General features: G+C 75.0%; 26 protein-coding genes. 15 read left to right on the forward strand and 11 right to left on the reverse strand.

Translation table 11 applies throughout. From position 1 onward, the window contains the following. Nucleotides 1-78: 78 nt before the first annotated feature. Together FYW95_RS24930 and FYW95_RS24935 are read right to left on the reverse strand one after the other, a co-directional pair. Nucleotides 79-1,587 carry an FAD-dependent oxidoreductase gene (locus FYW95_RS24930; RefSeq protein ID WP_236568081.1) on the reverse strand — a complete coding sequence of 503 codons (1,509 nt, stop codon included), beginning with the start codon at nt 1,585-1,587 and terminating at the stop codon, nt 79-81. Next, nucleotides 1,584-2,294 carry a class I SAM-dependent methyltransferase gene (locus tag FYW95_RS24935; RefSeq protein ID WP_160050914.1) on the reverse strand — a complete coding sequence of 237 codons (711 nt, stop codon included), beginning with the start codon at nt 2,292-2,294 and terminating at the stop codon, nt 1,584-1,586. Before FYW95_RS24935 ends, FYW95_RS24930 begins: the two co-directional genes overlap by 4 nt. A 59-nt stretch (nt 2,295-2,353) precedes the next feature. On the opposite strand from FYW95_RS24935, the gene FYW95_RS24940 reads away from it, so the two are divergent. Then, nucleotides 2,354-3,517: a lycopene cyclase family protein gene (locus tag FYW95_RS24940; RefSeq protein ID WP_159945144.1), complete on the forward strand. Its 1,164-nt coding sequence runs from the start codon at nt 2,354-2,356 to the stop codon at nt 3,515-3,517. On the opposite strand, the gene FYW95_RS24945 is transcribed toward FYW95_RS24940, so the two are convergent. Further along, nucleotides 3,498-4,118, reverse strand: coding sequence for a B12-binding domain-containing protein (locus FYW95_RS24945; RefSeq protein ID WP_255459573.1), 621 nt, complete (start codon nt 4,116-4,118; stop codon nt 3,498-3,500). The two genes, FYW95_RS24940 and FYW95_RS24945, sit on opposite strands and share 20 nt — an antisense overlap. An 81-nt stretch (nt 4,119-4,199) precedes the next feature. On the opposite strand from FYW95_RS24945, the gene FYW95_RS24950 reads away from it, so the two are divergent. The 3 genes from FYW95_RS24950 to FYW95_RS24960 all read left to right on the forward strand — a co-directional run bounded on the left by FYW95_RS24950 (nt 4,200) and on the right by FYW95_RS24960 (nt 8,431). Continuing rightward, on the forward strand, nt 4,200-4,694 hold the full coding sequence (locus FYW95_RS24950) for a DUF4383 domain-containing protein (protein WP_159945146.1): 495 nt from the start codon (nt 4,200-4,202) through the stop codon (nt 4,692-4,694). After that, entirely contained in the window at nt 4,691-6,163 is a 1,473-nt protein-coding gene (locus FYW95_RS24955) for an SDR family oxidoreductase (RefSeq protein WP_159945147.1), read from the forward strand. The genes FYW95_RS24950 and FYW95_RS24955 overlap by 4 nt, the downstream gene beginning before the upstream one ends. A 99-nt stretch (nt 6,164-6,262) precedes the next feature. Beyond that, nucleotides 6,263-8,431, forward strand: coding sequence for an MMPL family transporter (locus tag FYW95_RS24960; protein ID WP_159945148.1), 2,169 nt, complete (start codon nt 6,263-6,265; stop codon nt 8,429-8,431). A 14-nt stretch (nt 8,432-8,445) separates the two neighbouring features. On the opposite strand, the gene FYW95_RS24965 is transcribed toward FYW95_RS24960, so the two are convergent. Both FYW95_RS24965 and FYW95_RS24970 read right to left on the reverse strand, forming a co-directional pair. After that, on the reverse strand, nt 8,446-9,231 hold the full coding sequence (locus FYW95_RS24965) for an aminotransferase class IV family protein (protein ID WP_160050907.1): 786 nt from the start codon (nt 9,229-9,231) through the stop codon (nt 8,446-8,448). Between the two features lie 46 nt (nt 9,232-9,277). Beyond that, nucleotides 9,278-9,976 carry a GntR family transcriptional regulator gene (locus FYW95_RS24970; RefSeq protein WP_159945150.1) on the reverse strand — a complete coding sequence of 233 codons (699 nt, stop codon included), beginning with the start codon at nt 9,974-9,976 and terminating at the stop codon, nt 9,278-9,280. A gap of 262 nt (nt 9,977-10,238) precedes the next feature. Here FYW95_RS24970 and FYW95_RS24975 point away from each other — a divergent pair, with 262 nt between their 5' ends. The 6 genes from FYW95_RS24975 to FYW95_RS25000 all read left to right on the forward strand — a co-directional run bounded on the left by FYW95_RS24975 (nt 10,239) and on the right by FYW95_RS25000 (nt 15,252). Next, the gene (locus FYW95_RS24975) at nt 10,239-11,489 is read left to right on the forward strand and encodes an NRAMP family divalent metal transporter (RefSeq protein ID WP_160050908.1); all 1,251 of its coding nucleotides are present in this window, start codon (nt 10,239-10,241) and stop codon (nt 11,487-11,489) included. A gap of 100 nt (nt 11,490-11,589) precedes the next feature. Beyond that, nucleotides 11,590-12,357 (forward strand): LamB/YcsF family protein, encoded by a 768-nt coding sequence (locus tag FYW95_RS24980; RefSeq protein ID WP_159945152.1) that lies wholly within the window; start codon nt 11,590-11,592, stop codon nt 12,355-12,357. Nucleotides 12,358-12,374: 17 nt separating this feature from the next. Next, entirely contained in the window at nt 12,375-12,992 is a 618-nt protein-coding gene (locus tag FYW95_RS24985; RefSeq protein ID WP_159945180.1) for a 5-oxoprolinase subunit B family protein, read from the forward strand. Beyond that, complete coding sequence (locus FYW95_RS24990) at nt 12,989-13,870, forward strand: 5-oxoprolinase subunit C family protein (protein WP_159945153.1); 882 nt, start codon at nt 12,989-12,991, stop codon at nt 13,868-13,870. Before FYW95_RS24985 ends, FYW95_RS24990 begins: the two co-directional genes overlap by 4 nt. A 33-nt stretch (nt 13,871-13,903) precedes the next feature. Next, complete coding sequence (locus FYW95_RS24995; RefSeq protein ID WP_159945154.1) at nt 13,904-14,686, forward strand: putative hydro-lyase; 783 nt, start codon at nt 13,904-13,906, stop codon at nt 14,684-14,686. A 77-nt stretch (nt 14,687-14,763) separates the two neighbouring features. Next, nucleotides 14,764-15,252: a YciE/YciF ferroxidase family protein gene (locus tag FYW95_RS25000; protein ID WP_159945155.1), complete on the forward strand. Its 489-nt coding sequence runs from the start codon at nt 14,764-14,766 to the stop codon at nt 15,250-15,252. A gap of 48 nt (nt 15,253-15,300) precedes the next feature. On the opposite strand, the gene FYW95_RS25005 is transcribed toward FYW95_RS25000, so the two are convergent. The 3 genes from FYW95_RS25005 to FYW95_RS25015 all read right to left on the reverse strand — a co-directional run bounded on the left by FYW95_RS25005 (nt 15,301) and on the right by FYW95_RS25015 (nt 18,516). Continuing rightward, nucleotides 15,301-16,683, reverse strand: a complete 1,383-nt coding sequence (locus tag FYW95_RS25005; protein WP_159945156.1) for a vWA domain-containing protein — start codon at nt 16,681-16,683, stop codon at nt 15,301-15,303. Between the two features lie 153 nt (nt 16,684-16,836). Continuing rightward, nucleotides 16,837-17,445, reverse strand: coding sequence for a hypothetical protein (locus tag FYW95_RS25010; protein ID WP_159945157.1), 609 nt, complete (start codon nt 17,443-17,445; stop codon nt 16,837-16,839). A 60-nt stretch (nt 17,446-17,505) separates the two neighbouring features. Then, nucleotides 17,506-18,516 carry a GlxA family transcriptional regulator gene (locus tag FYW95_RS25015; protein ID WP_236568082.1) on the reverse strand — a complete coding sequence of 337 codons (1,011 nt, stop codon included), beginning with the start codon at nt 18,514-18,516 and terminating at the stop codon, nt 17,506-17,508. A 70-nt stretch (nt 18,517-18,586) separates the two neighbouring features. On the opposite strand from FYW95_RS25015, the gene FYW95_RS25020 reads away from it, so the two are divergent. Further along, entirely contained in the window at nt 18,587-19,885 is a 1,299-nt protein-coding gene (locus FYW95_RS25020; RefSeq protein WP_159945159.1) for an MFS transporter, read from the forward strand. Next, nucleotides 19,882-20,334 carry a hypothetical protein gene (locus FYW95_RS25025; RefSeq protein WP_159945160.1) on the forward strand — a complete coding sequence of 151 codons (453 nt, stop codon included), beginning with the start codon at nt 19,882-19,884 and terminating at the stop codon, nt 20,332-20,334. Before FYW95_RS25020 ends, FYW95_RS25025 begins: the two co-directional genes overlap by 4 nt. On the opposite strand, the gene FYW95_RS25030 is transcribed toward FYW95_RS25025, so the two are convergent. Continuing rightward, nucleotides 20,325-21,095 carry an alpha/beta fold hydrolase gene (locus FYW95_RS25030; RefSeq protein ID WP_159945161.1) on the reverse strand — a complete coding sequence of 257 codons (771 nt, stop codon included), beginning with the start codon at nt 21,093-21,095 and terminating at the stop codon, nt 20,325-20,327. The genes FYW95_RS25025 and FYW95_RS25030 overlap by 10 nt on opposite strands. 66 nt (nt 21,096-21,161) lie before the next feature. Here FYW95_RS25030 and FYW95_RS25035 point away from each other — a divergent pair, with 66 nt between their 5' ends. Continuing rightward, the gene (locus FYW95_RS25035) at nt 21,162-21,515 is read left to right on the forward strand and encodes a MerR family transcriptional regulator (protein ID WP_159945181.1); all 354 of its coding nucleotides are present in this window, start codon (nt 21,162-21,164) and stop codon (nt 21,513-21,515) included. A 206-nt stretch (nt 21,516-21,721) separates the two neighbouring features. On the opposite strand, the gene FYW95_RS25040 is transcribed toward FYW95_RS25035, so the two are convergent. After that, the gene (locus tag FYW95_RS25040) at nt 21,722-22,690 is read right to left on the reverse strand and encodes an arsenic resistance protein (RefSeq protein WP_160050909.1); all 969 of its coding nucleotides are present in this window, start codon (nt 22,688-22,690) and stop codon (nt 21,722-21,724) included. Nucleotides 22,691-22,754: 64 nt separating this feature from the next. Here FYW95_RS25040 and FYW95_RS25045 point away from each other — a divergent pair, with 64 nt between their 5' ends. After that, entirely contained in the window at nt 22,755-23,021 is a 267-nt protein-coding gene (locus FYW95_RS25045) for a GNAT family N-acetyltransferase (protein WP_201295030.1), read from the forward strand. A gap of 39 nt (nt 23,022-23,060) precedes the next feature. Here FYW95_RS25045 and FYW95_RS25050 read toward each other — a convergent pair whose 3' ends face one another. Further along, nucleotides 23,061-23,876: an NAD-dependent epimerase/dehydratase family protein gene (locus FYW95_RS25050; RefSeq protein ID WP_160050910.1), complete on the reverse strand. Its 816-nt coding sequence runs from the start codon at nt 23,874-23,876 to the stop codon at nt 23,061-23,063. 85 nt (nt 23,877-23,961) lie between these two features. On the opposite strand from FYW95_RS25050, the gene FYW95_RS25055 reads away from it, so the two are divergent. Beyond that, nucleotides 23,962-24,903 carry an AraC family transcriptional regulator gene (locus FYW95_RS25055; protein ID WP_160050911.1) on the forward strand — a complete coding sequence of 314 codons (942 nt, stop codon included), beginning with the start codon at nt 23,962-23,964 and terminating at the stop codon, nt 24,901-24,903. The last annotated feature ends 9 nt before the right edge of the window (nt 24,904-24,912 follow it).

The raw sequence follows: 24,912 nt of genomic DNA on the forward strand, positions 1-24,912 counted from the left end.
CCGCGGACGCCGTGCCTGTCCCCTGCCTGTGGCGGAGGGTGTGCGGGGACCCCGGGATCCACGGGCGGCGGGGTTTCCCTAGGGCTTCCGGCGGGCGTGGCGGGCCAGGGCGCGGAGTACGGGTGAGCGGCCCCGGCGGGGCACGGTCCACACGGTGTGCCCCGTTCGGCCCCATCGGGAGAGGAGGGCGTTGGCGGCGAGCAGCCCGCTGGTGGCGGCGCGTTCCATGAGGGCGACGGGAAGGCCGGTGCGCACGTGGTCGCCCGCCACCACGACGAAGGGGTCGGGGGTGGTCACCCCGGACCGGTCGCGGTAGCCGCCGGGTTCGAACAGCGGGCAGTCCGCGCGCAGCTCGTGGCGGGAGTCCACGGGGCGGGCCGCGGACAGTTCGGGGTAGACCGTCTCGGCCTGTTTCCACAGGTGCCGTTGTTCGGCCTCGGGGTCGCTCCGCTCCTCCAGGGCGTACGCGTGCAGCTCCACCACGGAGCCGCCGGTGCGCCGCGCCCAGGCGCGCGCCTCGTCCTCGTAGCGCTCCAGCACGCTGATGTTGTCCAGCGTCGGGTAGCCCGCGGTCCCCAGGAAGGCGGGGCGGTGCGGGCGCACGGGGCGGTCCAGCCAGTAGCGCGAGACCAGGAACGGCGGCGCGGTGCGCACCCGGGCCACCTGGCCGCGCACCTCGGACAGGGCCGGTGAGGCCGCCACCAGATCCCGGGTTCCGGAGGGGGTGGCGGCGAGCACGACGGCGTCGAAGGACTCCCCCGTGTCCAGGGAGAACCGCCGCCGTGAGCCGCGGTGGACCTTCCTGACGGGGGAACTCGTCCGGAAGCGTACGCCCTGGTGGGCGAGGTGGCGCTCCAACGGGTCCCACAGGGCCTGGGGGAAGGGGGAGCGCGGCACGTCGAACACCAGGCCCTCGGACGAGCCGAGGAAGTAGACGTGGAACATCACCGCCAGTTCGGCCGCGGACAGGTGGCGGGGGTCGGCGAAGAAGCTGCGGGTGAAGACCTCGAAGGCCAGGTGTCGGGCGGTGGGCGGGAACCTGATGAGTTCGAGGAGGTCCCGGGCGCTCAGGTGGTCGAGGCGGTCGTAGACGCCGGCGTCCACGTCCAGGAGCTGGAGGGCGGCGGGCAGGTTGACCCTGGCCAGGTCGCGCAGGGGGAAGCTCGGGCTGGTCGCGGCCAGGACGGCAGCGTTCCACGGGGGTGTGGAGGGCAGGCCGGAGAAGCGGTCGCGCGGGCCGTCCCGGTGGACGAGCGGGTAGTCGGTGAGCGGGACCAGGCAGTCGAGTTCCGGGTCCGCGCGGCGCAGCAGGGCGCGCAGGTTGTAGTACTGGCGGAAGAACGCATGGAAGCCCCGGGTCATGGTCGCGGGCGAGCCGTCGGCGAGCGTGGTCGCCCAGCCGCGCAGACGGCCGCCCAGGGCGGGTTCGCGTTCGTACACCGTTGTGCTGACGTCCCGTTCGGCCAGGGCGCAGGCTGCCGCCAGCCCGGCGATGCCGCCGCCGACCACCGCCACGCGGGGCGGCTCCGCCGGTCGCGGCCCGGTGGGCGGGAGGGGAGGGACCGCCTCGGCCAGGCGGTCGGTCACCGGTCTTCCCCGCGCCTGCCCACGAAGGTGTGCGTCACCCCGTACTGCCAGCCGGGCAGGGGGGCGCTGGCCACCGAGGTCAGGCCCGCACGGCGCATGCGGTCGAGGAGGGCGGTGCGTCCGTCGAACTCCAGCACGCTGCGCCACAGGTAGCGGAAGAGGTCGGCGCGACCGGTCAGCACGCGGCCCGCGGGGATCACCACCCCCCAGCACACGGCGGACCAGACCGCCTGTGCCGGGAGGGAGTCGGCCACGGAGTACTCGTGCAGGGCGAGGCGGCCTCCGGGGCGCAGCAGGGCGCGGACGGTGGTCAGGAGGGCGTCGGGGTCGGGGCAGTTGCGGATGAGGTAGGCGCCGAACACGGCGTCCACCGGCCCGAGGTGTCCGGCGGCCCACGCGGGGGTCAGATCCTCCGCATGTGCCCGGACGAAGGAGACGGAGCCGGGCCAGGACTTGGCGCGGGCGGCGGCCAGCATGCCCTCCGAGGCGTCCACGCCGACCACGCGGGCCCGGGGGTAGGCGCTCAGCAGGGCGGCGGTGGAGGCCCCGGTGCCGCAGCCCAGGTCGAGCACGCGCGGTTCCCCGTGGAGGCCGAGCCTGCGGGCCGAGATGCGCAGGTGGGCGTGGTAGCCGGGGTTGGCGGACACGAGGCGGTCGTAGGCCGCGGCGGCGCGGTCGAACTCGTCGGTGACCGCGCCCTCCTTCATCGTGGTCGTGTTCACGTCTCCTCCTCGCGTGCGGGCACGGCCCGGTGCATGCTGGGGGCATGGCCGACTACGACGTGGCGATCATCGGCGGGGGAGCCGCTGGGCTCACCCTTACCCATCGGCTGCGCGGGGTCAACGACCGACGTGGCCGACCGCTGCGCGTCGCCCTCCTGGAGCCGCCCCCCGGTCCGCACACGCCCGTGCCGCGCACCTGGTGCTTCTGGGAGCCGCCGGGGGGAACGTGGGACCACCTGCTCGCCGCGCGGTGGGAGGACCTGAGCGTGGTGACGGCCGACGCCACCCACCGTTCGGAGGCCGCGCCCTACGTGTACAAGATGCTCCGGTCCGCGGACGTGGACTCCTATGTGCGGGAGTCGGCGGGTGAGCACGTGGACCAGCTGTGCTCGCTGGTCACCGGGGTCCGCGACGGAGCGGACCGGGCGGTGGTGGAGACGGGGGGCGGGACGTTGAGCGCGTCGTGGGTGTTCGACACCCGGCCGTCGGAGCCTCCGCCGGGGCGCACCCGCCTGCTCCAGCACTTCCGCGGCTGGTTCGTGCGTACGCGCGTGGACGCCTTCGACCCGGGGGCGGCGGTGCTCATGGACCTGCGCCCTCCGCAACCGGAGAACGGGGTGGCCTTCGGTTACGTGCTGCCGCTGTCACGGCGCGAGGCCCTGGTGGAGTACACCGAGTTCGGCCGGGAGGCGCTCACCACCGCCGAGTACGAGCGGGCGCTGGAGGACTACTGCGGTCTGCTGGGACTGCCCGGAGTGGAGGTGACCGCCGCCGAACAGGGGGTCATCCCCATGACGGACGCCCGGTTCTCGACACGGGCGGGCAGGAGGGTGTTCCGGTTGGGGACCGCGGGGGGAGCCACGCGGCCTTCCACGGGGTACACGTTCAGCGGTGTGCAGCGCCAGGCGGCGGCCGTGGCCGGGGCGCTGGAGCGGGGGAGGGTACCGGTGCCGCCGGTGCCCCACCGGCGCCGCCACCTGGTGATGGACGCGATCATGCTGCGGGCCCTGGACACCGGGCGGGTGCGGGGAGCCGAGTTCTTCGGGGGGCTGTTCGCGGCCAACCGGTTCGGGGACGTGCTGGCCTTCCTGGACGGCGGCTCACGGCTGCCCCGGGAGCTCGCCATGGGGCTGACCACCCCGGTGGCGGCCATGGCGCTGACCACCGCGGACCAGGCGTGGTACCGGCTCAGCCGAGGGCGCGCATAGCTTCGGACAGCGAGGCCAGGTGCGCGTGGGGGCGCCATCCCGGCCCGGCCGTGCACACCTTCGTGGACTGCGCGGAACCGGCCGCGGCGCGGAGCGTCGCGCGCAGGGCCCGGACGTCGTCGGCGTCTCCCACGTGGGACCACAGGACGACCGCGCGGGGGGCCGTCCGGCGCAGGGCGCGCACGACCGCCTCCACGGGCGTGCACGGTCCCGGGACCCGGTGCGGCAGCCCCCGTTCGCGCAGAGCGGCGGCCAGCGCCTCCAGGGGGAGGCTGTGCGTCCGTCGGGGGCGGCAGGCCAGGAGCACGGGGCGCGCGCGGGGCTCCGCCGGCGCGGGGGCCACCCGGCGCAGCGCCGAGGACACGCACCAGGACAGCAGGTGCTCCACCTCGACGTAGCGCTGGGTCTCCTCCCACTTGCGGCCCATCCCGTACAGCAGCGGCATGGCCAGGTCCTCCCAGACCGCCACCACCCCGCGGTCGCGTAGGGACTCCGCGAGGAGGGACGCCACGACGTCGGAGTCCATGCGCATGGCGGCCCGGGCGACGCCCTGGAGGGTGGGACCGCTCCGGGCGTGAGTGCGTCGGACATGGCGCCCCAAGCGTTGCGAAATCGGAGCGACTTGTGGTTCGGGCCCTGCGCGACCGACTCTAGCTGGGAGGACACCGAAAGGGGCAGCACCATGGAACTGGACACCAGGCGTCCGGCCGACCGCCGTCTCAGCGTGGTCTACCGCACCGGCGCCGCACTCACCGGCTTCGTGCTCATCGGCTTCGGCGTCGCTGGGCTGATGACCAGGCTTCCGCTCTTCGACACCCAGGGTGAGATCGTCGCGGGCCTGTCGACCAACGGCGCGCTCAGCTCCGTCTCGCTGGCGGTCGGCTCACTGCTCGTGGGTGCCGCGCTCCTGGGCGGCTCGTTCGCCTCCACGGTCTGCACCGTGGCGGGCGTGGCCTTCGTGGCCAGCGGGCTGGTCAACCTGTACCTGATGAGCGCCGGGCCCAACATCCTGGCCTTCTCGATGCCCAACGTGGTCTTCAGCTTCGTCGTCGGGATCGTGGTCATGACCCTCGGCATGTACGGGCGGGTCAGCGGCGGGCTGCCCGAGGACAACCCGTACCGCAGGCCGCGGGCGCGGCGGCGGCACGTCCAGGCCCCGGCGAGGACGACCGCATGACGGGCCGTCTGACCCTGGTCACGGGGGCCACCGGATACATCGGTGGACGCCTGGTACCCGAGCTGCTCGGCGCCGGGTACCGCGTCCGCTGTCTGGCGCGGGAACCCGACAAGCTCCGCGACCACCCCTGGCGCGACCGTGTGGAGGTGGTCCGGGGCGACGTGGTCGGCGGGGAGGGGCTCGAGGCCGCGTTCGACGGGGTGGACGTCGCCTACTACCTGGTGCACTCGATGGCGGGCGGGCGCGGCTTCGCGGGCGCGGACGCGCGGGCGGCGGAGAACGTCGCCCGGGCCGCGGAGAGGGCGGGTACCGCGCGACTGGTGTACCTGGGCGGACTCGCGCCGAGGGAGGGCCGCCTGTCGCCGCACATGGCCTCGCGCGAGGAGGTCGGCCGGATCCTGCTGGACTCGGCCGTGCCCGCGGCCGTGCTCAGGGCGGCGGTGATCATCGGCTCCGGTTCGGCCTCCTTCGAGATGCTGCGCCACCTGACGGAGCGGCTGCCGGTGATGACCACGCCCCGCTGGGTGCGCAGCCGGGTGCAGCCGATCGCCGTGCGCGATGTCCTGCGGCTGCTGGTCGGGGCCGCCGAGCTGCCCGGAAAGGTGAACCGGACCTTCGACGTCGGCGGACCGGAGGTGCTCACCTACGCCCGGATGATCCAGGGGTTCGCGCGGGTGGCGGGGATCGCCCGACGGGTGATCGTTCCGGTTCCGGTGCTCTCCCCGGGGCTGTCCAGCCTGTGGGTGGGTCTGGTCACGCCGGTGCCGCCCGCGATCGCCCGCCCGCTGGTGGAGTCCCTGCGCCACGACGCGGTGGCGGGCGAGGACGACCTGTCCGTGCTGCTGGGGGACCGGGAGCGGATCGGGTTCGAGGAGGCGGTGCGGCTGGCCCTGCGCCGGGTCGACGAGGCGTGTGTCGACACCCGGTGGTCCTCGGCCGCCTGGCCGAGCGCGCCCTCGGACCGGTTGCCGACCGATCCCGACTGGGCGGGCGGCAGCCTCTACACCGACGTGCGGGCCCGGTACGTGGACGCCGCGCCGGGAACGGTGTGGCGGGTCGTCGAGGGGATCGGCGGGGACCACGGCTGGTACTCCTGGCCGCTGGCCTGGGCGGCGCGCGGGTGGATCGACCTGGCGGTGGGGGGTGTGGGCCTGCGCCGGGGGCGGCGCGACCCGCTGCGGCTGCGGGTGGGCGACTCCCTGGACTTCTGGCGGGTGGAGGAGGTGGTGCCCGTGGCCCTGCTGCGGCTGCGCGCCGAGATGCGCCTGCCGGGTTCGGCCTGGTTGGAGCTGGGCGTCAGCCGCGTGCGCGGGCGCACGGTCTACCACCAGAGGGCGCTGTTCCACCCGAGGGGCCTGCTCGGGCACCTGTACTGGAAGGCCGTCACCCCCTTCCACGGGGCGGTGTTCGGTGCCATGGCCGACAACATCGTCGCGGCGGCGGAGGAGGCCGAGTCCGCCGGCCGGTGAGGGCCGTGTGTGGCGCGTCCCGGGTGGGGTAGGGTCTTACCATCTGTTACTCGGAAAGCAAGATGCTCCTTTTTCGAGCGAATAGCGAAGGGGTACCCAGTGGACAAGGACGGACGCCGGTCGCGGTGGTGGATCGGAGCGGCCCTGCTGGTCACCCTGCTGTGGCTGGCGGGGGCCGGCCCCCTCGGCGCGTTCCTGGGCAGGCTCGGCGAGGTGCAGACCAACGACCCCAGCGCCTTCCTGCCGGCGGGGGCCGAGTCCACCGAGGTCAGCGCGATCGTCGAGGAGTTCGACCGGGAGGAGGCGGTCCCGGCCGCCGTGGTCTACTCACGCGAGGACGGGGAGATCACCCGGGAGGAGCTCGCCGACATCGGCGCGGTCGCCGAACGCGTGGGCGGGCAGGCGTGGGTCTCGGGTACCGTCACCGGACCCCTCCCCGGCACGGAGGACCCCTCGGTCGCCCAGTTCGTGGTGCCGATCGGCTCGGAGGAGGAGACGGGCGAGGCGGTCGAGCAGTTGCGCGCGCTACTGGCCGACGACCCGGTGCCCGGACTCCGGGCGCAGGTCACCGGGCCCGCGGGGTACGCCGCCGACCTCTCGGCTGCCTTCGCCGGCATCGACTCCACGCTGCTGGCCGTGGCCGTCGTCGCCGTGCTCGTCATCCTCGTGGCGGTCTACCGTTCGCCCCTGCTGCCGGTGTTGGTCGTCCTCGCCTGCCTGCTCGCCCTCGGGCTGGCCGGGGCGCTGGTCTACCTGGCCGCCGACACGGGCCTGGTCAGCCTCAACGGGCAGAGCCAGGGCATCCTCTTCATCCTCGTGGTGGGCGCCTGCACCGACTACGCGCTGCTGCTCGTGGCCAGGTACCGCGAGGAACTCGCCGCCCGCGAACGCGTGCCCTCGGCGGTGCTGGCCGCCGTACGCGGCGTGGCCGGGCCGGTCCTGGCCTCCGGCGGCACGGTCATCCTCGGCCTGCTGTGCCTGCTCGCCGCCGACCTGACCTCCACCCGCGGCCTGGGCCCGGTGGTCGCCATCGGCGTCGTCGCCGCTCTGCTCTCGGCGATGACGTTCCTGCCCGCCGTTCTCGCGCTGTGCGGACGCGCGGCCTTCTGGCCGGTGCCGCCACACGGCTCCCGCGAGGCCGCCGGGAGCCTGGCGGAGGTGGTCGGTCGCCACCGGTTCTGGGGGCGCGTGGCCACCGCCGTCTCCCGTAGGCCGCGCCTGTACTGGATCGCCACCACGGCCGTTCTGGCCGCCGCGGCGGTCTTCGCGCCCCAGTTCGACGCGGGGGGCACCGGGCAGGCCGAGGTCTTCCGCACCGAGGTGGAGGCGGTCCGGGCCCAGGAGGTCCTGGACCGGGGCTTCGGATCCGACGCCGGCGCGGCCCCCGCCCTGGTGGTGGCCGACGCCGACCGCCTGGACGAGGTGGTCCGGGCCGCTGAGCGCCTGCCCCGGGTGGAGGAGGCCGCGCCGGTCACCGAGCCCGGGCCGCCCGGGGCCGAGGCGCCGCCGCTGGAGGAGGACGGCCGCGTGCTCGTCGAGGCGGTCCTCACCGTGGGTCCCGAGTCGCCCGAGGCGCTGGACGCCGTGCGCGACCTGCGCGCGGAGCTGCGCGCGGTGGAGGGCGCCGACGCCCTCGTCGGCGGGGTCACCGCGACCGACCTGGACACCCTGGAGACGGCCCAGCGCGACTTCACGGTCGTGGTTCCGCTCGTGCTCGGGGCGGTTTTCCTCGTGCTGATCCCGCTGCTGCGCTCGCTGGTGGCGCCGCTGCTGCTCATGGCCGCGAACGTGCTGTCCTTCGCCGCGGCGCTGGGCGTGGGCGCGCTGGTCTTCGACCACCTGCTCGGCCTGCCGGGAGCCGACCCCGTGGTGCCGCTGTTCGCCTTCGTGTTCCTGGTGGCGCTGGGGGTCGACTACAGCATCTTCCTGATGTCCCGGGCCAGGGAGGAGGCCCTGGAGCACGGCCACCGCGAGGGCGTGCTGCGCGCGCTCACGGTGACCGGCGGGGTGATCACCTCGGCCGGGGTGGTGCTGGCGGTGACCTTCGCCGCGCTCGCGGTCATCCCACTGCTGTTCCTGCTCCAGCTGGCCTTCCTGGTCGCCTTCGGCGTGCTGGTGGACGCCCTGCTCGTGCGGACGCTGCTGGTGCCCGCGCTGTCGCTGGACGCCGGACCGCGCGTGTGGTGGCCCGGACGGGCGGGTGCGGCGGACGGGGGCTCGGCGCCGGAGGCGGAGCGGCGGCCGCAGGCCGTCGGCCGGTCGGGCTGACACCCGGGCCGGGCTCAGAGCGCCTCACCGGGGAGCGCGGTGTAGGCCGCGGCGAGCCTGCGGACCAGCCCGGACTGCGGCAGGTGGACGCCGTCGATGGCGGACACCTGCCGCACCCCGGTGGCGGCGTTGGCGGTGAACGCGCCCGCCACGCGGGTGCTCGCCGCCGCGGCGATCGGCCGGGTGGACACGGGTACGCCGATCTCCCGGGCGGCCCGCTCGACGAGCCGGGCCGTCACCCCCGGCAGGCAGGGGGCCTGCGGCCAGACGAGGCCGCCGCCGTCCACGAAGCCGATGTTCCAGGTGGGGCCCTCCGAGACCCGGCCGTCGACGCCCATGAACAGGGCGTCGTCGTAGCCGTCCAGTTGGGCGGCGCGGCGCTGGTACAGGGCCCCGAACAGTCCGGTGCCCTTGACCCGGGGGGTGTCGCGGGCGAACAGGCGGGTGCCCAGGCGCACGGGGGCCGGGGCCGTGGAGGGAGCGGGACGGGTGGTGACGAGGATCTGCGGGGTCTGGCGCGCGGCGGGGCGCCCGAGGTCCATGTGGGGGTCGAAGACGGTCACGCGCACCACCGAGGGGGAGGGGTGCGCGCGGGCGGAGCGCCGGGCGAGCTCGCGGACCCGGGAGGTGTCCAGGCCGGTGCCGAAGAGGGTCCGGCAGTCGTGGCTGAGGCGTTCCATGTGCAGGTCGAGCCCGCGCACGCGCAGGTCGGTGACGAGCATGGTGGTGAAGTGGCCGTAGCCGTACAGGGCCAGGCCCGCGAGTTCCCCGGTGCCCACGGGGCGTCCGTTCAGTTCCATGAGGCCTTCATGATGGCACTCCGGGCGCCTTCGGGAACGCGGGTTGTCAGGCGCGCTCCTCCATCGCGGTGAGCAGCTGCCTCTCCGAGGCCGCGAGGTAGGCCTCCAGCTCCTCGGCGGCCCCGGCCGGGTCACCGGAGGCCAGGAGCGTGTGGATTCTGCGGTTCCAGTCGAGGTAGGGGGCGTGGAACTCGCGGGGCGCGTCCATCACGTGGAACACCAGGCGGGTCTCGGCGAGCACCTGGCTCATGAACTCGTTCACCCGCGCGCTCCCGGCCAGCTCGGCCACCGCCTGGTGGAAGCGCATGTTGGCCGTGCCCATCCGCCACCAGTCCCGCCGCTCCCGGGCGGCCTCGCCCTCGTCCACGGCCGAGCCGACCAGCCGCACGGCATCGGGGCCGGGGTCGACCGCGCCGCGCAGCGCGGGCAGTTCCAGGGTCCGGCGCGCCTTGAACAGGTCGCACACGTCCTCGCTGGTGGGCAGGCCGACGAACACCCCGCGATGCATCTGGTGCACCAGCAGCCTCTCCCGGACCAGCAGCCGGAAGGCCTCGCGCAGTGTGTTGCGGGAGACCCCGAACTCCTCGCACAGCCGCTCCTCCGACAGGCGCTGCCCGGGCGGGTACACGCCGTCGATGAGCGACTCGCGCAGCAGCTCGGCCACCCGCTCGGCCTGGGTCGGTAGCGGGGGCAGCGGGCGTGGACGGCCGGTGGGCCGGGCGGTGCGGGCGTCCGTGGCCGTCACGGGTGCTCCTTACGAAGGCTGGTGATCGGTGTACTCCATTGTCACCGACGCGGCGCCCTCCCGGTGAGGGTGGGGTGATCGGATGAGCGGGTGCGGGAAGGCCCGTGGGGCGGGTGAAACGGGAGTCGCCGTCTGTGACGCCGGTGACCTGGGTTTTTTGCACATCGGCTCTTTACTCTTCTTGTTGGATCGAAGTATCGTTCAACAATCCAACGATGAGGCGGTCGATGACCGCGACCCCCGCACCCCCTTGGAGAGTTCCATGGGCGACACGCCCCCCGCACCCCCGAAGGTGCGCCCCCGTCCCGGGCGGGTCGTGCTGAGCAGCGGCCTGCTCGGCGCGATGTTCCTCATGGCGACCAGCGCCATCGGCCCCGGATTCATCACCCAGACCACGACGTTCACCGCGCAGCTCGGGGCGACCTTCGCGTTCGCCATCCTCGTCTCGGTGCTGGTCGACATCGCCGTCCAGCTCAACATCTGGCGGGTCATCGGCGTCGCCGACGCGCGCGCCCAGGACCTGGCCAACAAGGTCCTGCCCGGCGCGGGCTACCTGCTCGCCGCCCTCATCGTCTTCGGCGGTCTGGTCTTCAACGTCGGCAACCTCGCGGGCACCGGGCTCGGCCTGGACGCGATGACCGGCCTCGACCCCCGGCTCGGCGCCGTCCTGTCCGCGCTGCTGGCCGTCGTCATCCTCGGGGTCAGGCGGCTGGGCGTGGCCCTGGACCGGATCCTCATCGTCCTCGGGGTGGCCATGATCGGCCTCACCCTCCACGTCGCCGTCGTGTCCCGGCCCCCGGTCGGCGAGGCCGTGCGCCAGGCCGTCCTGCCCGAGCAGCTCGGTGCGGACGTCTTCCTCGCCACCGTCACCATCATCGGCGGCACCGTCGGCGGCTACATCACCTACGCGGGCGCCCACCGCCTCGTCGAGTCCGGCCAGGGCGGCCGGGACAACGTGCGGGCCATCACCCGGACCTCCGTCACCGGCATCGTCGTCACCGGGGTCATGCGGGTGCTCCTGTTCCTGGCCATCCTCGGCGTGGTCACCGGCGGAGCCGACCTGATGGCGGCGGCCAACCCCGCGGCCGAGGCCTTCCGCCAGGCCGCGGGCGAGGCCGGCATGCGCCTGTTCGGCATGATCATGTGGGCCGCGGCGGTCAGCTCCGTCATCGGCGCCTCCTACACCTCGGTCTCCTTCGTCACCAGCTTCCATCCGTGGCTGGAGAGGCGCCGGGGCCTCCTGGTCACCGTGTTCATCGGTGTCTCCCTGCTCATCCTGCTGCTGTCCGGCCAGGCCCCGGGCACGCTGCTCATCCTGGCGGGCGCCCTCAACGGCGTGATCCTCCCCGTCGGCCTCGGCATCATGCTGTGGGTCGCGGCCCGCCGCTCCCGCGACCTGCTGGGCGGGTACCGCTACCCGCGCTGGCTGGTGGCCGTCGGCGTCCTGGCCTGGGTGCTCACCGCCTACATGGCGGCCAACTCCCTGGGCGGCATCGCCGCCCTCTGGCAGTAGCCGGCCGGGGCGCGGTCCGGCCGGCCGCGCCCCTTCGACCAAGCCCGCTGACCGGGTAGGAACCCGTCAGGGACCCCGAGAAGAACGAGGAGCACCGACGTTGCGCATCGACCTCAACTCCGACCTGGGCGAGAGCTTCGGCCGCTGGGAACTGGGTGACGACCGGGCCCTGCTGTCCATCGTCACCAGTGCCAACGTCGCGTGCGGGTTCCACGCCGGGGACCCGTCCGTGCTGCGCCGCACCACGCGTGAGGCCGCGGACAGGGGAGTGGCCGTCGGCGCGCACGTGGCCTACCGCGACCTCGCCGGTTTCGGCCGCCGCTTCGTGGACGTGCCCCCCGCCGAACTCACCGACGAGGTCCTCTACCAGCTCGGCGCCCTGTCCGCGTTCACCCGGCTGGCCGGGGACCGGATCCGCTACGTCAAGCCGCACGGCGCCCTGTACAACGCGATCGTCCACCACGAGCAACAGGCCGCCGCCGTGGTCGGGGCCGTCCGGGCCTTCGACCCCGCGCTGCCCGTCCTGGGCCTGCCCGGCTCGGTGTTCCTGCGCCTGGCCGAGGAGGCCGGGCTGCCCGCCCACCGCGAGGCCTTCGCCGACCGCGCCTACACCCCCCGGGGCACCCTCGTCTCCCGGCGCGAGCCCGGTGCGGTCCTGCACGACCCCGAGCACATCGCCGAGCGCTGCCTGCGCATCGCCCGCGGCGAGCCGATCGAGGCGGTGGACGGCACCCCGATCGTGGTCGGGGCCGACTCCCTGTGCGTGCACGGCGACAGCCCCGGAGCGGTGGACATCGCCCGCGCGGTGGCCGCCCGGCTGCGCGCCGAGGGCGTCACCGTCGCGCCGTTCACCGGGGAGGACGCGTGAACCACCGGGAGGGGGCCGTGCGCGTCCTGCGGTGCGCCGACACCGGCGTGCTCGTGGAGGTCGCCGGCCTGGCCGAGGTGATCGCCCTGCGCGCCGCGCTGGCGGCGGCCCCCGTCCCCGGGGTCACCGACCTCGTCCCGGCCGCCCGCACACTGCTGCTGCGCATCGGGCCGGGGACCGACCCGGACGCCGTCGCCGACGCGGTCACCGCCCTGCCCCCGCCGCCGGAGGCCGGAGGGGAACCCGGCGAGACCGTCACCCTTCCCGTCGTCTACGACGGTGAGGACCTCGACGACGTCGCCGCACTCACCGGCCTCAGCCGCGATGAGGTGGTCCGGGCGCACACCGAGGCCACCTGGACCGTCGCCTTCTGCGGCTTCGCCCCCGGTTTCGGCTACATGGTCGGCGACGACCCGCGCCTGCGCGTGCCCCGACGGGGCGAGGCGCGCACCCGCGTGCCCGCCGGGTCGGTGGCCCTGGCCGGGGAGTTCACCGGCGTGTACCCGCGCAGCTCCCCCGGCGGCTGGCAACTGCTCGGCCGCACCGAGGCGCGGGTCTGGGACCTGGACCGCCAACCCCCCGGCCTGCTCAGGCCCGGGGTGCGCGTCCGCTTCACCGACGCGGGGCTCCCGTGAGCGCGCCCGCCGGCGGCACCCGCCGCTCCGCACTGGAGGTCGTGGCCGCCGGACCCCTGACCACGGTCCAGGACGCGGGCCGGTTCGGCCACGCCGACCTGGGGGTGGGCCGCTCCGGCGCCGCCGACGCCGCCTCCTACGCCCTGGCCAACCGGCTGCTCGCCAACCCGCCGGGGGCCGCCGCCCTGGAGACCACCCTGGGCGGCCTGCGCGTGCGCGCCCGGGGGCCCGTCACCGTCTCCCTCACCGGCGCCGAGGCCCCGGTGACGGTGGACGGGCGCGGCGCGGCCGCCAACGCGGTCCTGCACCTGCCCGACGGCGCGGAACTGGCCCTGGGCGTGCCCGAACGGGGCCTGCGCTCCTACCTGGGCGTGCGCGGCGGGTTGGACGTCCCGCCGGTCCTGGGCTCGCGCAGCACCGACCTCCTCGCCGGGCTGGGCCCCGACCTGCCGGTCCCGGGGGCACTGCTCCCGGTCGGCCCCGCACCCGCCGCCCCGCCCAACGTCGACCAGGCCCCGGTCGCGCCCGTCGGAGGCTCCGAGGTGCGGCTCCGGGTCCGGCTGGGACCGCGCGACGACTGGTTCACCGAGGAGGCCGTCGCGACGCTGCTCTCGTGCGCGTACGAGGTCACCCCGCGCAGCGACCGGGTGGGCGCGCGCCTGTCCGGGCCCGGGCTGGAGCGAGCGCGCTCCGGCGAACTGCCCAGCGAGGGCATGGTCGCGGGCTCCCTCCAGGTGCCGCCCGGCGGAGAGCCGGTGCTGTTCCTGGCCGACCACCCCGTCACCGGCGGCTACCCCGTGGTGGCCGTCGTGTACTCGGCGGACCTGCCCGGGGCCGCCCAGGCGCGCCCGGGCACCCGGATCCGCTTCACCCTCTGACCACCGGCCCCGCACCCCCGGAAGGCAGTGACCATGACCGTGCCAGCCGACCTCCCCCCGGCCCGCGCCCGCGCGCTCTTCCGCGACGGGCTGCGGGTGCCGACCGCGGGCTACAGCGCGGGGTACGCGCAGGCCAACCTTCTCGCCCTGCCCCGCGAACTCGCCTTCGACTTCCTGCTGTTCGCCCAGCGCAACCCCAAGCCCTGCCCCGTCCTGGACGTCACCGAGCCGGGGGAGACCAGCGCCTCGATCTTCGACGGCGACCTGCGCACGGACCTGCCCGCCTACCGGGTCTACCGCCACGGCGCCCTGGCGGAGGAGCGCACCGACGTCACCGACCTGTGGCGCGGGGACCTGGTGTCCTTCCTCATCGGGTGCAGCTTCACCTTCGAGGCGCCGCTGCTGGAGGCGGGGGTCCCGGTCCGCCACATCGAGACCGGGCGCAACGTCGCCATGTACACCACCAACCGGCCGTGCCGCCCCGCGGGCCGGTTCCGGGGCCCGCTCGTGGTCTCCATGCGGCCGGTCCCCGCCGACCGCGTCGCCGACGCGGTGCGCGTCACCTCCCGCTACCCGGCGGTACACGGCGCCCCCGTGCACGTGGGAGACCCCGCCGCCCTGGGGATCGGGGACCTGGGCCGGCCCGACCACGGGGACCCGGTGGAGGTACGCCCCGGCGAGGTTCCGGTCTTCTGGGCGTGCGGGGTCACCCCGCAGGAGGCCGTGATGGCCTCCGCCCCGGAGTTCGCCATCGGACACGCCCCCGGGCACATGGCCGTCACCGACGCGCGCGACTCCGACTACCAGGTGCCCTGACGCGGAGCGCCCCGGGGTTTGCCGTGGGGGTGCCCGGGTAGGCGCGGGCCCGAAGCGCCAACCAAGGAGGACCACCCGTGAACAGCCGAGAGCACCTGATCAGCTGGCTCAACGACGCCTACTCGATGGAGAAGTCCCTGGAGGAGACCCTGGAGCGCCACGCCAAGGACGCCGAGGGGGACCCCGAGATGCACGCGCGCATCACCCAGCACATCGAGGAGACGCGCGCGCAGGCGGAGACGGTTCAGGGGTGCATCGAGTCCCTGGGCGGCAAGGTCTCCAAGGTCAAGAGCGCCCTGGCCGGGATGATGGGCTCGGTGCAGGGCATGGCGAACAAGCCCGCGGGCGACACGATGGTCAAGAACGCCCTCGCCGACTACTCGGCCGAGCACTTCGAGATCGCCTCCTACCGCGCGCTGATCGACGCGGCCCGGACGCTGGGCGAGGAGCAGATCGCGCAGAAGCTGACCGCCATCCTGCGCCAGGAGGAGGACATGGCCCGCTTCCTGGAGGAGCGGCTCCCCGGCGCGGTGCAGAAGGCGCTCGTCGAGGCCGACCGCGACTAGGGACCCGACCATCGAGGACGGTGCGGCTCAGGACCGCCGCGGGGGCGGTCAGCCCCCTTCGGAGGAGGGCCGGTCCGGAGCGGGGCGGCCCTTGTCGGTCTGCTCGCCCCGGATGCGGCGCCCCCGGGCGACGGCGGGACCGCCGCCCTCCCCGGGCTGGCGCGGTGTCCCCGGCGGCCGCTGGCGGCCGCTCTTGCGCGAGTGCCCCGCCTGGCTGGCGAACAGGGCCTTGGAGGTGCGGGACGCGTCGTCGCTCCGGGCCATCTGGGCCATCCGCCCCAGTTCGGCGGCCTGTTCGGCCGCCTCCGCCTCCGGCGCCTGGGACGTGTGCGGGTCCAGCAGGTCGCGCCGGGCCCGCTCCAGGGTGTCGACGGCGGCGTCGCGGTCGCCGCGGCGCAGGGCCTCACTGGCCTCGCGCTTGGCGGTCTGGGCACGCTGTACGGCCTCCTCGGTGCGCACCTCGGGCCGCGGCGTCCGCTCGGCGGCCTCCTCGCCGGGGACCACGTTGACCGTGACGGGCAGGGCGGCGGTGTAGGTGGTCAGCGTCGCCGGGTCCACGTAGGTGGCCTCCAGCACGGTGACGGCGGTCGTCCCCAGGGAGGCCAGCCCGGGAACGTCCAGGTGCAGGAGCAGGCGGCGCTTCTCACCGGAGTGGAAGTCGCCCAGATCGACCACCACCGACCGGTCGGGCAGCTGGTGGGAGGGCATCTCCCCGGCCACACCGACGCCGCGCAGGTACGGGTCGACCGGAATCCGCAGTGACACGGCCTGGACGGTCTTGGCCAGCAGGTACTCGGCCTCCTGGGCGATGAGGCTGCCCGCCGTGTCGGGGTCCTCGGCGAACAGGGCGCTGCCCGCGCCGCCGTCGGCCACCGCGCCGAGCAGTTCCTCGTCGTAGCCCAGGCCGTACCCCAAGGTCGTGGTGGTGACCCCGTGCGCGTAGGCGTCGCTCGCCACACGCCGCAGGAGAGCGGAGTCGGTGACGCCCTGGTTGGTACGTCCGTCGGAGATCAGTACGAGGCTGGCACCGCGGTCGGCGCTGGCGCGGCGGGCCTCCTGCGCACCGCGCAGCAGCCCGCTGGACAGGTCGGTGCCGCCGGAGGCGCGCAGCGCCGAGATCCGTCGGCGCACCTCCGCCTTGTCGGTCAGCGGTCCGCACGGGACCTCGACCCGGGCCTGCTCGTTGAAGGACACCAGCCCGAAGTTGTCGGAAGGGGCCAGCCGGTCCACCAGGGAGAGCAGGGCCCGCACCGCGCCGTCCAGGCGTTCACCGGACATGGAGCCGCTGCGGTCCAGCACGATCTGCAGGGTCGAGGGAGGGCGTTGGACGTCCTCGGCGCGTTCGGGGGCGGTGATCTCCAACAGGAGGGACACGGCGTCGTCGGTGTCCAGGGGTACGGCGTCGAAGTCCAACAGCGCTGACAGGTGCATGCGGTCTCCGTGGGTGCGTATCGACTCCGGGGCGGTGTCCGTTCCAGCTTAGGAAGAGTACGGGCAGTGGTTGAGCACACTACATGACGGGGGCGGTCCCTCGACCGATCACCGGCCCGGAGCTTCGGAAACGGCCGTCACCGGCCGTCGCGTTCACCGCCCGCGCAGGCCCAGGCGGCGCAGTTCCAGGGTGGCCAGCGCCGCCACGGCCCGGGAGTCGTCGGTGTGCCAGGCGCCCACCGGGTCCTCGTGCACGCGGGCCAGCCGGGCCGGGGGCACCGAGGTCAGGGCGCGCAGGGCCAGCAGCCGGGAGCGGGCCTCGGGGGTGAGCCCGCGCGTGCGCCGGACCGCGCCGGCCTGGCGTACCCAGCGCGCCCGCAGCGGCAGCCAGGTGGCCGCGACCAGGAGCACCGGGACCAGGACCGTCAGCAGCGGCAGGGTCAGCGCCAGCGAGGCCACCGACTCCTGGAAGGAGTCCCCGGCCGCGGTGAGGGACTCCCCGCTCCCGCTCATGCTCGTGAACGGGGTGGACAGCGCCTCCCCGGCCAGCGGCACCCTGCGGGCCTGCTCGGCCGCGTTGTCCATGTGCTCGGTCAGGCCCCGCCCCGTGCTCGCCAGCAGCTCGCCGGGCCGGTTCAGCGCCAGGATCGTCTCGCGCAGCCACAGCGCCGCCCGGACCCACAGGTACACCCACGCCACGGCGATCAGGTCCGAGGTCAGCTGGAGGAGGGCCCGCAGCGGGCGGTCGGCGTACAGCTTCACGGAGGGACTCCCGGGGGTGAGGAGGGGCTGGGCGCGGGCGTCGGCGCCCACGCTTGCCCGTTACCCGCTCAGGGCCCCGTACACGCCACCGCCGGTCGGCGCGCCCCGGAAGGTGCGCCGGTAGGCGCTGGGGGACACGCCGAGTTCGGCCTGCATGTGCTGGCGCAGCGAGGCCGCCGTGCCGAAGCCCGCCTCGTACGCGACCCGGTCCACGGACAGGTCGGACTCCTCCAGCAGCTGCCGGGCCCGGTCCAGGCGCTGCCGGGCCAGCCACTGGCCGGGGGAGAGCCCCACCTCCTCCCGGAAGCGGCGGGTGAAGGTGCGCACGCTCATCGACTCACGGCGGGCCAGCTCCTCCAGGCTCGGCTGCAGGTGCAGGTGTTCCAGGGCCCAGGCGCGCGCCCCGCCCGTCGTGGCCCGGGCCGGTTCGGGGACGGGGCGGCGGACGTACTGGGCCTGGCCGCCGTCGCGGTGCGGCGGTACGACGGTGCCCCGAGCCACGTCGTTGGCCACTGCGGCTCCGTGGTCGGAGCGGATCATGTGCAGGCACAGGTCGAGGCCGGAGGCGACCCCGGCGGCGGTCAGCACGTGCCCGTTGTCGGTGTAGAGCACGTCCGGGTCCAGGTCGATGCAGGGGTACATGGCGCGGAAGGACCCCGCGGACCTCCAGTGCGTGGTCACCCGGCAGCCGTCCAAAAGCCCCGCGGCGGCGAGCACGAACGCCCCCGTGCAGATGGAGGCCACGCGCGTGCGCGGCCCGATCCGGGCCAGGGCCGCGGCCAGCGCGGGGGCGAGGGGGTCGTGGGGGCGTTCGCCGTAGTCCTCGTCGGCGGCGGGCAGGACCACCGTCCCCGCCCCGTCCAGCGCCTCGGGCCCGTGGGCCACGTTGAGGGTGAAGTCGGTGTCGGTCCGGACCTCGCCCGGCTCCAGCGCGCAGGTGACCACGTCGTAGAGCGGCGCCCCGTCGGCGCCGCGGGCCTGGCCGAAGAGGCGGTGCACGATACCGGCCTCGATGGGGAGCACGCCGTGGCGGACGAGGACGGCCACGCGGTGGGGATCGGAAACGTTCATGGCCCGATTCTTGCGCATGGTGTCCTTCAGGTCACTGTCGCGCCGGGGACCCGAACGAGACCGTGGGGCCATGGCTCACCACACCGCCTTCGTACCGCGGACCCGGCGTCCCGGAGTCCACCGCGCCTGGATGACCGCGCTGGCCGCGTTCCTCACCATCGTGGCCGCGGCGGCCTTCGCCGCGATGCCCGGACTGCTGACCGAACCCCTGCACACCGAGTACGCCTGGTCGCGCACGACGATCGCCGCGGCGGCCTCGGTCAACATGGTCGTCTACGGCCTGGTCGCGCCGTTCGCCGCCGCCCTGATGGACCGGTTCGGCGTCCGCCGCGTCGCCCTGGCGGCGCTCGCGGCCGTCGTGGCGGGCGCCGCGCTCACCACCGCCATGACCGAGGCCTGGCAGCTCACCCTGTACTGGGGGCTGCTCATCGGCGCGGGCGCCGGGTCGCTGGGGATGACCTTCGCCGCCACCGTCGCCCGCCACTGGTTCGTCGAGCGCCGCGGGCTGGTCATCGGCGCGCTGACCGGGGCGAGCGCCTTCGGGCAGCTGGTGTTCCTGCCCGCGCTGGCCTGGGTCACCGACCACCAGGGCTGGCGCCCGGCCCTGGTGACGCTGGCGCTGACGGCGGGCGCGGTGGCCGTCCTGGTCGCCCTGGTGCTCCGCGACCACCCGGCCGACCTGGGCCAGCGGCCCTACGGCGCGCGGGACTTCGTGCCGCGGCCCCGGACGGACCGGGGAGCGGCGCGCCGGACCGCGGCGGTCCTGTACTCCGCGGTGCGCACGCGCCCGTTCTGGCTCCTGGCCGGGACGTTCGCGGTGTGCGGGGCGACCACCAACGGCATCCTGTGGACCCACTTCGTGCCCGCCGCCCGCGACGAGGGGATGACCGTCACCACCGCCGCCGCCCTCGTGTCGACGGTCGGCGTGTTCTCCCTGGTGGGAACGGTCCTGTCCGGATGGCTCACCGACCGGTGGGACCCGCGCGCGCTGCTGGCCCTGTACTTCGCGGCCCGGGGCGTGCTGCTGGCCCCGCTGCCGGTCCTGCTCGGGCCGGACGCGGGGGCGGCGACGGTGGCCTTCGTCGTGGTGTTCGGCCTGCTCGACGTCGCCACGGTGCCGCCGACCATCCTGCTGTGCGGGCGGATCTTCGGCGCTGACGGCGCCATCGTCTTCGGGTGGGTCAACGCCGTGCACCAGGTCGGCGCGGGCGCGATGGCGGTCTTCGGCGGCCTGGTCCGCGACGTGACCGGCGGCTACGGCGCTGTGTGGCTGGTCGCGGCGGCCCTGTGCGGGTTCGCCGCGCTGCTGGCCCTGCGCCTTCCGGCCGGACCGTCGGCGCGGCCGGTCCCCGAGGGGGCGGGGGCGTGACCGGCGCGGCCGGGCGGTACCGCCGCCCCTCACCGCTGTTCTCCGTTGTCCTGCTGCTCCTGACCGCGCTGGTCGGACACGTGGCGCTCGCCGGGCTGGACCAGGGCCTGCGCGCCGCGCGCGGCGAGGGCGTGCCCGGGGTGTTCACCGCCACCAGTCTGACGTGCGTCCAGCACCCCGGGCACGAGTCGTGCGCCTGCGAGGGCCGCTTCACCGCCGAGGGCGCGCGGCGGGCGCGGGAGGTCTCCCTGCACGCCGCCGGACGCGACACCTGTGTGGTGGGAGCGCCGGTCCCGGCGGTGGACGCCGGGGCGTCCAACCGCGTCTACGGGCCCGACGGCTCCCGGGAGTGGCTGGTCTGCCTCCTCGTTCTGGCCGCGTGCCTGGCCGTGGTCGCCGCCGTCGCGGCCCCTTGGGCGCGACACCTGCGGCGCAGGTGTCAGGAGTGACGGTCGAGGAAGGCGCGGACGGCCGCGCGCCACGCCTCGGGGGCCTCCGCGGCGACCAGGTGACCGGACTCCACCTCGACCAGCTCCGCTCCGGGGATGCCCGCGGCCATCTCCCGGGAGAGCGCGGGACCGGCGAGGCGGTCCAGGGCCGCGGCGACCACCAGGGTGGGCACGGAGATCCCGGCGAGGTCGGCGCGGGTGTCCACCGACCCCACCAGGTCCACCTGTTCCGGGGAGCCCTCCGGGACGGAGGCGGCCAGGTCGGCCACCGCCCGCTCCAGCTCGTCGGGCCCCATCGCCTCCAGCGCGGGGGTGCCGTGGGCCACCGTCAGCAGGAAGCGGGCCAGGGTCTCCCGGTCCCCCTCCAGCAGCGCGCGCCACACGCGCACCGCCAGGCGGATCCGGTTGTCCGGGTGGGCGAAACCGGCGGTCAGGACCAGGCCGCGCACCCGGTCCGGGTGGCGGGTCGCGGCGCGCACGGCCACGGCCGTCCCCAGGGAGTAGCCGAGGACGGTGAAGCGCCCGACCCCGGCGGCGTCCGCGGTGGCCACCAGGGCGTCCGCCACCGCGTCCAGCTCCAGGGGCACCGTGCTGCGCGGGGTCGCGCCCGAGCCGGGCAGGTCCGGGGCGACCACGGTGTGGGTGGCGGCCAGGTCGGCCATGAGCGGTCCGAAGTTGGCCTCGGACCCGCCGCCCCCGCCGTGCGCGAGGACGATGCCGGGCCCGGCACCCTTGACTGTGTACGAGAACTGTTCGACCATGCGGCGACGGTAGGCGGTCACACCGATGTGAGGGTCAACGGTGACGTGGGACACAGTGGGGTGCGGATGCTGATCGGGGAGCTGTCGGAGCGCACCGGGGTGAGCCGCCGCCTGCTGCGCTACTACGAGGAGCAGGGCCTGCTGGAGTCGGCGCGCTCGGCCAACGGGTACCGGGTCTACGACCCCGGGGCGGTGCGCACGGTCCGCCAGATCCGAGCCCTGCTGGACATGGGCCTGACCACCGACGTGATCGCCTCGGTCCTGCCCTGCGCGCGCAACGGGGTTGACGAACCGCTCGACCTGGAGCTGTGCCCGAGCCTGGTCAGCACCATCCGCCGGGAGCTGGCCGCCCTGGACTCCCGCATCGACGAACTCCGGCGCCACCGGGGCGCCCTGTCCGAGCAGCTCTCCGGCGGCTGAACCCGGCCCCGGGGCGGCCATACGCGGGAGCGGCGCGCCCGGTGGGCGGGTGCCGACGGAAGGGTGCCACCAGGAGGAGCGGAGGGGCACCCGTGCCTCACGGTGTCCGTCCGTTTCCGGGGCGGTGGCGCCCATGCGCGCCGTTCTTCTGGGCGGTGGGTGGGCGCACCCGTTCGGGGGCGCTGGGCTCGGATTCGCGGATCCGGTCACGCCGTGCTCCGCGGTGCCCCGGAGCGCACCCGCACCAGTTGGCTCAGCAGCGCCAGCACCGGAAGCTCCACCAGCGGTCCGGCCACCAGGGCCACCGCGATGAGCGGCCGGTCCGGGAAGGCCGCCACGGCCACGGCCAGCGCGATCGGCGAGTTGCGCGCCACCGAGGTCATCGTGAGCGTGGCGCGTTGGTCGTCGGGCAGGCGCAGCAGCCGGGCCGCGGACACCGCCGCCAGCGGCGCGACCGTGAAGAACACCGCCAGGGCGGGCAGCAGCGCGACCAGGTCGCCCAGATGGCCGAGCACCGTGCGCGCCTGCCAGGCGAACACGGCCAGCACCGCCGTGTACAGCAGTGGCAGCACCACCGCGTTGGCCCGGGGGACCAGGACCGCGTCCCGCCACGAGCGCCCCTTCCAGCGGCGGGCCCCCTCCCTCAGGGCCACGGCCAGCACCAGCGGAACCACCAGGACCAGCAGAACCGCCTCCACCAGGGTTCCGGCGTCCACCATCGCCGCCTCGCCGCCGAGCAGCAGCACGTACACCGGCAGCAGGAGGAGTTGGAGCACCAGGTTCACCGGCAGGACCGCCGCCGCGACCCCCATGTGCCCCCGGGCCAGGCCGGTGAACACCAGGTACCAGTCCGTGCACGGGGTCACCAGCAGCAACAGCAGGCCGACGCGCAGGTCGGGCGAGCCGCCCAGCAGGCCGGCGCCCAGGGCCCAGGCCAGCAGCGGGGTGAACCCGAAGTTGAGCACGAGGCTGGCGGCGACCACCGTGCGCGCGGACCGCGCCGCGCGGACCCGGCCCGCGTCGACCTGGGCGAACACCGCGGTCAGCAGGAGCATCAGGGCGGGGAGCACGGCGTGCCCCGCCGCCGGGCCCACGGGCAGCGCCAGGCCCAGCCCCAGCCCGGCCAGGGCGGCCAGCGTCACGAACAGGCTCTGGAACTTCTCTGCTGCGGACACGGGCGGCTTCCCGGCTGGCGAAAACGGCTTTCCCCACGCTACCGCCGCGCATAGCATCGGACGGATGCGGACCACCCACACCTGGCGCGGCGCCTTCGACAACGACGCCCTGGACGCCCTGCACGCCCTGGGGTTCGGCCAGGAACCGGAGGGGACCGACTGGGAGAGCCGGGTCAACGCGCACAGCCTCGGCTGGGTGTGCGCCCACCGGGGCGGGGAACTCGTGGGCTTCGTCAACGTGGTCTGGGACGGCGGCGTCCACGCGTTCCTCCTGGACACGGTGACCCACCCGCGCCTCCAGCGCACCGGCGTCGGGCTCCTCGCCCTCTGACCGGGTCGGCCGGGGAGCCGTCCCCGGCCGACCCGGGGGTCAGCTCCGCCAGGCCCCGGCGCGGCGCACGTACTCGGCGAAGGCGGTGGCCGGACGGCCCAGCGCCCGCTCCACACCGTCGGCGGGCTCGACGTTGCGCCCGTCCAGGATCTGCCCGAGCAGCGCGGCCAGCCCCCGGGCGTCGTCCTCCGGAAGCCCGGCCGCGGCCGCCCAGGAGACGAACTCCTCAGCCGACACCTCCTGGTAGCCGACCGCCCGCCCGGCGGCCTCGCCGATCAGACGGGTGGCCTCGGTGAACGTGACCGAGGCGGGGCCGGTCAGCACGTACAGCTCCCCGGCGTGCCCGTCCTCCGTCAGAACCCGGGCCGCGACCTCGGCCACGTCGTCCAGGTCCACGAACGGCTCCGGGACGTCCGGGGCCGGAAGCGCCACCGTGCCCTCCAGGACCGGCCCGTGCAGGAAGCCCTCGGAGAAGTTCTGCGCGAACACGGCGCACCGCAGCACGGTCAGGCCCGGGAACTCCGCGCCCACGGCCAGCTCCGCCTTCTGGGCCTCCGGTTCGCCCCGTCCGGACAGCAGGGCCATCCGCCGGACGCCGTGCCGGGCGGCCCGGGCGGCGAAGGCCGCCACGATCTCCCCGGCTCCGGGGAAGCCCAGGTCGGGGTGGTAGCAGAGGTAGACGGCGGTGGTTCCCTCCAGGACGGGGTCCCAGGTCTTCTGGTCGTGCCAGTCGAAGCGCGGGGTGCCGGTCCGGGAGCCGACCCGGGCTTCGGTGCCGCGCTCGCGCAGCAGGCGGGTGAGGCGGCGGCCGGTCATGCCGGTGCCGCCGGTGACGAGGATCTTCTCTGTGTCCATGTCCGTTAGTCCACCAGCCCGGGCCCGGACGGAACATGGCGCGGAAGCTGGATTACATAAGAGAGCGTCTGGCTAGAGTAGGGGCATGGACCCCCTCGTGCACCTCCTGGACGGCCCCCGGGCGCGCGGCGCCTTCACCCTGCGCACGGTCATGACCCCGCCCTGGGGGATCGACGTCCGCGACGGGGCCGCGCTCACCCTGGTCGTGGTCACCTCCGGCCGGACCTGGGTGGGCACCCCGCACGGGGAGGCCGACGCGGAGCCGGGGGACCTCGTGCTCGTCCGCGGCCCGGACCCCTACGTGATCGCCGACCGCCGGGGCCGCGAGCCCACCATCACCGCCCTGCCCGGGGGCCGGTGCGTGTCCCTGGACGGGGAGGAGGTGCACGTGACCATGAGCCACGGGATCGGGACCTGGGGCAACGATCCCGAGGGCACCGACACCACGGTGGTGGGCGCCTACCAGGACGACAGCGAGGTCGGCCGCCTGGCCCTGTCCGCGCTGCCCCCGCTGGCGGTGCTCCCCGAGGGCCGGGTCGACCCGGCGCTGGTGGAGCTGCTCTCCCGGGAGATCACCACCGACCACGTCGCCTCGACCAGCCTCAGCGACCGCCTCCTGGACTGCCTGCTGGTGATGGCGGTGCGCGCCTGGCTGGAGGACAACCCCGACAGCGCGCCCAACTGGCTGACCGCCCGGCACGACCCCGTCGTCGCGCGTGCGCTGGAACTGCTGCACGAACACGTGGCCCGGCCCTGGACCCTGGACGCGCTGGCCCGGGAGTGCGCCGTCTCGCGCGCCACCCTGGCCGCCCGCTTCCGCGCGGCCGTGGGCGTGCCGCCGATGACCTACCTGCGCACCTGGCGGCTCACCGTGGCCGGCGACCTGCTCACCGCCGAACCCCGGCTCGGGCTGGAGGCGGTGGCCGCGCGGGTGGGCTACGGCAGCGCGTTCGCGTTCAGCTCCGCGTTCCGCCACCACACCGGGAGGAGCCCCTCCTCCTACCGGGACGGCGTGGCACGGGTGTAGCGGCCGGGC

This window comes from Nocardiopsis sp. FR4, assembly GCF_009830945.1.
In the GTDB taxonomy this organism is placed as follows: Bacteria; Actinomycetota; Actinomycetes; order Streptosporangiales; family Streptosporangiaceae; genus Nocardiopsis.

Excerpts from the sequence above, each read along its gene's own strand:
- FYW95_RS24935 (WP_160050914.1), bottom strand. The coding sequence starts at position 2,294 with ATGAAGGAGGGCGCGGTCACCGACGAGTTCGACCGCGCCGCCGCGGCC.
- FYW95_RS24940 (WP_159945144.1), top strand. The coding sequence starts at position 2,354 with ATGGCCGACTACGACGTGGCGATCATCGGCGGGGGAGCCGCTGGGCTC.
- FYW95_RS24950 (WP_159945146.1), top strand. The coding sequence starts at position 4,200 with ATGGAACTGGACACCAGGCGTCCGGCCGACCGCCGTCTCAGCGTGGTC.
- FYW95_RS24955 (WP_159945147.1), top strand. The coding sequence starts at position 4,691 with ATGACGGGCCGTCTGACCCTGGTCACGGGGGCCACCGGATACATCGGT.
- FYW95_RS24965 (WP_160050907.1), bottom strand. The coding sequence starts at position 9,231 with ATGGAACTGAACGGACGCCCCGTGGGCACCGGGGAACTCGCGGGCCTG.
- FYW95_RS24975 (WP_160050908.1), top strand. The coding sequence starts at position 10,239 with ATGGGCGACACGCCCCCCGCACCCCCGAAGGTGCGCCCCCGTCCCGGG.
- FYW95_RS24995 (WP_159945154.1), top strand. The coding sequence starts at position 13,904 with ATGACCGTGCCAGCCGACCTCCCCCCGGCCCGCGCCCGCGCGCTCTTC.
- FYW95_RS25005 (WP_159945156.1), bottom strand. The coding sequence starts at position 16,683 with ATGCACCTGTCAGCGCTGTTGGACTTCGACGCCGTACCCCTGGACACC.
- FYW95_RS25015 (WP_236568082.1), bottom strand. The coding sequence starts at position 18,516 with ATGAACGTTTCCGATCCCCACCGCGTGGCCGTCCTCGTCCGCCACGGC.
- FYW95_RS25020 (WP_159945159.1), top strand. The coding sequence starts at position 18,587 with ATGGCTCACCACACCGCCTTCGTACCGCGGACCCGGCGTCCCGGAGTC.
- FYW95_RS25030 (WP_159945161.1), bottom strand. The coding sequence starts at position 21,095 with ATGGTCGAACAGTTCTCGTACACAGTCAAGGGTGCCGGGCCCGGCATC.
- FYW95_RS25035 (WP_159945181.1), top strand. The coding sequence starts at position 21,162 with ATGCTGATCGGGGAGCTGTCGGAGCGCACCGGGGTGAGCCGCCGCCTG.
- FYW95_RS25045 (WP_201295030.1), top strand. The coding sequence starts at position 22,755 with ATGCGGACCACCCACACCTGGCGCGGCGCCTTCGACAACGACGCCCTG.
- FYW95_RS25050 (WP_160050910.1), bottom strand. The coding sequence starts at position 23,876 with ATGGACACAGAGAAGATCCTCGTCACCGGCGGCACCGGCATGACCGGC.
- FYW95_RS25055 (WP_160050911.1), top strand. The coding sequence starts at position 23,962 with ATGGACCCCCTCGTGCACCTCCTGGACGGCCCCCGGGCGCGCGGCGCC.